The sequence below is a fragment of the Longibacter sp. genome (assembly GCF_051155795.1).
Lineage (GTDB): Bacteria > Bacteroidota > Rhodothermia > Rhodothermales > Salinibacteraceae > Longibacter.
In genome coordinates this window covers 22,281-28,361 of sequence record NZ_DAXETW010000124.1, presented here as the reverse complement: position 1 = coordinate 28,361, position 6,081 = coordinate 22,281, and the positions used below count along the sequence as shown (strand labels likewise).

The 6,081-nt window shown below is 61.0% G+C and carries 3 protein-coding genes and 1 pseudogene; all 4 read left to right on the top strand.

From position 1 onward, the window contains the following. Positions 1 to 237 (top strand): annotated as a pseudogene (locus tag ACFCU0_RS12835) (glucose-1-phosphate thymidylyltransferase); the annotation flags it as partial. Positions 238 to 592: 355 nt separating this feature from the next. Beyond that, a complete protein-coding gene (locus tag ACFCU0_RS12830; protein WP_434974075.1) occupies positions 593 to 3,670 on the top strand; it encodes an SLBB domain-containing protein in 3,078 nt (1,025 codons plus the stop codon). Between the two features lie 29 nt (positions 3,671 to 3,699). Continuing rightward, positions 3,700 to 4,671 (top strand): GDP-L-fucose synthase family protein, encoded by a 972-nt coding sequence (locus ACFCU0_RS12825; RefSeq protein WP_434974074.1) that lies wholly within the window; start codon positions 3,700 to 3,702, stop codon positions 4,669 to 4,671. A gap of 211 nt (positions 4,672 to 4,882) precedes the next feature. Continuing rightward, positions 4,883 to 6,010: a GDP-mannose 4,6-dehydratase gene (gene gmd, locus ACFCU0_RS12820; protein ID WP_434974073.1), complete on the top strand. Its 1,128-nt coding sequence runs from the start codon at positions 4,883 to 4,885 to the stop codon at positions 6,008 to 6,010. Positions 6,011 to 6,081: the final 71 nt, after the last annotated feature.

Sequence of the window (6,081 nt, the reverse complement as noted above, 5' to 3'; positions counted from 1 at the left end):
GGGTTTGCCTGGCTCGACACGGGAACGCACGCATCGCTTCTTCAGGCGTCGAACTTTGTGCAGACGATCGAGGCGCGGCAGGGGCTGAAGGTTAGCTGTCCGGAAGAGATCGCCTGGCGGAAGGGCTGGATCGACCGGTCGGATCTCGAGCGACTGGGCGAGAGCATGTCCAATAATGCGTACGGGCAATACCTGCTGGACATTGCGCGTGCCGCACCATCTGGACCCCGTCGGTGATGCAGGCGTTGCAGGGCGAAAATTTGAGAAAGTTGAAAGGTATCGCGACGCGATCATTCGCTATTTTCCGTTACAGCACGTACCAAACAGTGTGGTATCTGTGAGGCGTTCGTCGCCTCCGATCGGTTTTCAGATGTGATACCCCTCCTTTCGGACACCGCGTCGTTCCGTCCCGTGTTGCGCCGCGTCCCACGTCGGCTCATCGTTTCGCGCCGACCTCTCAGATGTACGCCGGGATGCTGTTGATGCAACGTGCCCCGTTCCACCGCCTGAACTGTATCGCGCGATTGGCACCTGCCGATTCTACGCCGGTCGCGCCACTGGATTACGCCCCCGTCTCGTCACGCCGTTTACCATGTTGAAGCGCATCATACTTCTTCTCTCGTTGATCACCGCGATCGGGTGGGGGATGCCGTTGCAGGTGCAGGCTCAAGTGCCACAGCAGGAGGTGCCGGAAGAAGTTCAGCGCGAGCTGGATCGCCGGGGCATGACCGTGGAAGAAGCGCGGCGACGGGCCGAACAGCTCGGGATCGATCTCAGCAACCCCCAGCAGGCGATCCGCCGCGCGCGGGAGCTTGGCATTCCCGAATCCCAGATCCAGGCCATCGTGCGAGCGGTCCAACCGGAGCAGGCACAAGAGAGCACTCGCTTCGACATGTCGACCGACACGTCCAGAGTACCGGCATATCCCGTCCTTGGCGGAACGCCCGAGATCGAACCGGACAGCATCGGTGTCGAACAGCTGCCTCGTGAGATCGACGTGTCCGTTCCCGTGCGTAGCAGCGCGCTGATCCGAGAGGTCCGGCCGTTCTTCCTGACCGCCGGAGGCGATACGAGCGCGGTACAGAACCCGCAGCGCCGGCAGGGCTCTGTGTTGGACGGTACCTGGGGCGGAACGATTACCATCCCTCGGGACACAACGTCCGGTACCTGGACGCTGTTCGTGGAGGCATCCACGCAGGATACGACCGTCACGTTGTCTACCGGTCGTACGCTGACGATCTTTCCAGAAGGGGAATTGCCGGAGCAGGACACGACGCGAGCGAAAAAGGATTCGCTTCAGTATTTCGGCTACGACGCGTTTCGAACCATCCCGCAGGCTTTTCTTCCCAGTTCCCGCGGTCCCGTCGACCCCGGCTACGTGATCGGCCCCAGCGACGAGCTTCGCCTGACCGTCTGGGGCGGCGCGGAATTTCAGTACGACCTGCAGGTGGATGACCAGGGACGCGTCACGGTACCGAATGTCGGACAGTTCACCGTAGCCGGACGCCGGCTGGAGGATCTTCGGCGCGAGATGAAAATGTGGCTGTCGCGGAGCTATTCGGGGCTGACGAGTGAGCCGCCCTCCGTCTTCATGGACCTCACGGTGACGCGCGTGCAGCCGGTGAAGGTCTTCGTTCTCGGGGAAGTTGCACAGCCCGGTGGATATACGCTCAGCGCGTACTCGACCGTCTTCAACGCGCTCTACAGCGTGGGTGGGCCGATGAAAAGCGGGTCTCTCCGCAACATCAAGGTGATTCGGGAGGGAGAGATCGTGGCCACGGTCGACCTTTACGATTACCTTCTGGAAGGATACAGCCCGGATAACGTCAGTCTGCAGAACAACGACTACGTGTTCGTGCCGCCGCGGGGGGAGACCGTTGCGATCACCGGCGCGATTAAACGCCCGGCGTACTACGAGTTGACGGAGAACGAGACGTTTAGTGACCTGCTCGGATACTCCGGCGGATTGAAAGCAGAAGCCTACGTCAACCGATTCACCGTAGACCGGGTCGTGCCCTACGACGAGCGTGAGGACCCGTCCGTAGCGCGCGAGATTGTCGACTTTGACCTGCAGGCCGCGCGTAAGGGAGAGATCGACGTGCCAATGTCCGATGGCGACCGCGTTCGGGTGTACAGCATCCGGGAGGCCGACGATCGGGTGATTGCCACGCGCATCAACGCCGTCGAAGTCACAGGAGCCGTCTTTCAGCCGGGTCGCTACGAACTGGGCACCGATGTTAGGACGGTCCGCGATCTTGTTGGTAAGGCGGACGGGCTGACGGGGGATGCCTACCTCGACCGAGCATCGCTCGTCCGCGTGCAGGACGACCTGAAGTCGGCCGTGCAGTCGATCGACCTGGGCGAGGCGATGGATGATGTGCCTACCGAAAATGTGGTCTTGAGACCGGGTGACAGTCTCCACGTGGCGTCCATTCGTGAGATGGAGGCAGAGCGGTTCGTGAGCATCTCCGGCCAGGTTCGGGAGCCCGGCGATTACATGTATCGGGAGGACATGACCATCCGCGATCTGCTATTCCTCGGGGGAGGGCTGGCCGACGACGAATACCTGAAAGGCGTCTTCCTCGGCCGTGCGGACCTTTATCGTGTGTCGGATGACGGAAGCGAGGAGCGCGTGATTCCCTTTCACCTCGGCGATGCACTGGCAGGGGAGGGGCAGGCCTCCCTCTCGCTCCGTCCCGAAGATGAGATCCGCATCTTCCCCGCTCGTGTCACACGCCTCGAGGAGCGCTTCGTCAACATCGAGGGAGCAGTGAAAGAGCCGGGCGAGTACAAATTCCGAGACAACCTGACGCTCAAGGATATCATCCTTCAGGCGAATGGGTTTGAGGAGGGGGCCTCGCTACTTGAGGTGGAAGTGACGCGAATGGTGCGCACGAATGACGAAACCGGAGAGCGGGCTCGCACGATTCGGATTCCGCTTGCCGGGCCGGAGGCAGAAGCGAATCAAGTCACATTCGACCTGCAGACGCGAGCCGACACGGCCCGTGTGCTGGCCGAGGCCGACGAGTTTCGGTTGCGCCACCGAGATCGCGTCTTCGTGCGGACCGATCCGACGTTTCAACCTCAGGAAACTGTCGTGATCCGAGGTGAGGTTCGGTACCCGGGCGAGTATACGCTCCTGCGTGATAACGAACGACTCAGCAACGTGCTGCAACGAGCGGGAGGCGTGTTGCCGACGGGGTATCTCCGCGGAGGCCGTTTGATTCGGGGGGATGAGCAGGTCATCGTTGAAATGGATGATGCGATCAGTGGGGACGAGGATGACGACGTTATTCTTCAACCGGGCGACGAGATCGTCCTCCCCCCGCGCCCCAATACCATCGCCATTCGCGGCAACGTTGCGAATGAGGGGCTGGTCCGATTCGAGCCGGGGCGCCGCGTCGAGTACTACCTGGAGCGTGCGGGCGGTCTCCGCGACGACACAGAGGCCGTTTTTCTCACCCAGGCGTCCGGGGCGACGTTCCGGGTCCGTACAGGCTGGTTTCGGCGAACGCCGCAGGTCGATGATGGTGCCATCATTCGCGTCGTAAAAGAGCCCGAGCAGGAAGAGAAAGAACCGATCGATATCGGCAACACGATTCGTGACGTCACTGGCATTCTGTCAAGCGCGTTGACCATCATTGTGCTCGCGGGGCGAGCATTCGAATAGAAGCGACCACCCACCTTGACAACGTGCTCATGCGTCTTTCGAGTTCATCGCAGAAGATCTATGTTGCCGGGCATCGCGGCATGGTCGGTTCCGCCGTGTGGTCGGTACTGGAGAATGCCGGTTACTCGAATCTGATCGGGAAAGCGAGCGATGAGGTGGACTTGCGGGACCAGCGGGCCACACGCTCATTCATGGAGGCTGAGGCGCCGGACGTCGTGGTCGTTGCTGCGGCCCGTGTTGGTGGCATTATGGCGAACGACCGGTATCCGGCGGATTTTCTGTACGATAATCTCGCCATCGAGGCGAACGTCATCGAGGCCGCCCACCGGGTTGGCGTCGATCGTCTCGTCTTTCTCGGAAGCACGTGCATCTATCCGAAGCACGCGCCGCAGCCGATGATGGAAGACCATCTGCTCACCGGCGAACTCGAACCGACGAACGAGTGGTATGCGATTGCTAAGATCGCCGGTCACAAGCTGTGTGAGGCATATCACCGCCAGCATGGCGACGACATGATCACGTTGATGCCGACGAACCTGTACGGTCCGGAGGACAACTTCGACCTTGAGACCAGCCACGTCCTGCCCGCTCTGCTCCGCAAGTTTCACGAAGCGCCTGATCCCGACGACACCGTCACGCTGTGGGGGACAGGCACGCCCAAGCGCGAATTTCTGCACAGTCAGGATCTGGCCGATGCCGTGCGCTTTGTGCTCGAGACATCGGAAGACCGGATCCGTGAGGTGGCCCCGGACGGGATGCTCAACGTCGGCGTAGGCGAAGACATTTCGATCAGCAACCTTGCGGGGCTGATTCGCGACGTGACCGGGAGCAACGCGAGCATCGAGTATGACGAGTCCAAGCCCGACGGCACCCCGCGCAAACTCGTCGACGTGTCGCGGATGCAGAAGCTCGGCTGGGAGGCGGAAACCGGCCTGCGCGAGGGCATCCAGGACGTGTACGATTGGTACCGGGAGCACGAAGACGACATCGTACACGCGTAAGGACCGTAAAACAGGTCGAAGGACACACCACGGAGGCCGTGATTTCGTTAGATTGCAGAGGAACGCGTGAAGAGTGTCTCACGAAGCTCAAGCGGGTGGGACCGAGTCATCTCTGGAACGCACCTTGAAGCGTAATGCGAGCCGACATCGATTTGATGTATCTGATGTCGCTCGGGAATTCTTCTATCACCTCTAGACGCACCGTCTCTTGATGAGTAAGAAAGAGATCACCAGTAAAATTCCCGATGATCGGCCTGCCGATCGCAAACGTGCGCTCATCACTGGTGTGACGGGTCAGGACGGGTCGTATCTTGCCGAACTGCTTCTCGAGAAGGGGTACGAAGTTCATGGTATCAAGCGCCGGGCCAGCCAGTTTAACACGGACCGGATTGATCACCTGTACCAGGATCCGCACAAGGAGGAAGTGCGGTTTTTCCTTCACTACGGTGACATGACCGACGCCACGAATCTGATTCGGATCGTGCAGGAGACACAGCCGCACGAGATCTACAACCTCGCGGCGCAGAGCCACGTGCAGGTCAGCTTCGACTCGCCGGAATACACCGCGAACGTCGACGCGCTCGGGACCCTACGCCTGCTCGAGGCGATCCGAATTCTCGACATGGAGGAAGAGACGCGCTTCTACCAGGCCTCCACCTCCGAGCTCTACGGGAAGGTGCAGGAGACGCCGCAGAGCGAGACGACGCCGTTCTACCCGCGGAGTCCGTACGCCGCAGCCAAGCTCTACGCGTACTGGATCACCGTCAACTACCGCGAGGCGTACGACATGTACGCGTGCAACGGCATCCTCTTCAACCACGAGAGCCCGCGACGGGGGGAGACGTTCGTGACGCGCAAGATTACGCGGGCTGTGGCGCGCATCAAGCTGGGGACGCAGGAGAAAGTGTATCTCGGCAACCTGGACGCCAAGCGCGACTGGGGCCACGCCAAGGACTACGTCGAAGGTATGTGGCTGATGCTTCAGCAGGATGAGGCGCGTGATCTCGTCCTGGCAACCGGCACCACCACTTCCGTGCGTGACTTTGTCGACATGGCGTTTGCGGCCGCGGATATTGACGTCGCCTGGGAGGGGGAGGGCGTCGACGAGAAAGGCTACAACGCCGAGACCGGCGACTGCATAGTGGAGATCGATCCTCGCTACTACCGCCCGACCGAGGTGGATATGTTGCTCGGTGACGCCGGTAAGGCGCGCGAGGCGCTTGGTTGGGCGCCGCGCTACGACCTGTCGGAAACGGCGGAGGAGATGGTTGCTTCCGACTTGGAGGAGGTAACGAAGGTGCTGACCGTGCACGAAGATGATCGGAGGGGGGGATCATGATCCCTTTCCATCATCTGTATATTCATGAGGGCTGCCGTTTCTTTCAGAAGGGGTCTGAGGCCTCCTGGGGC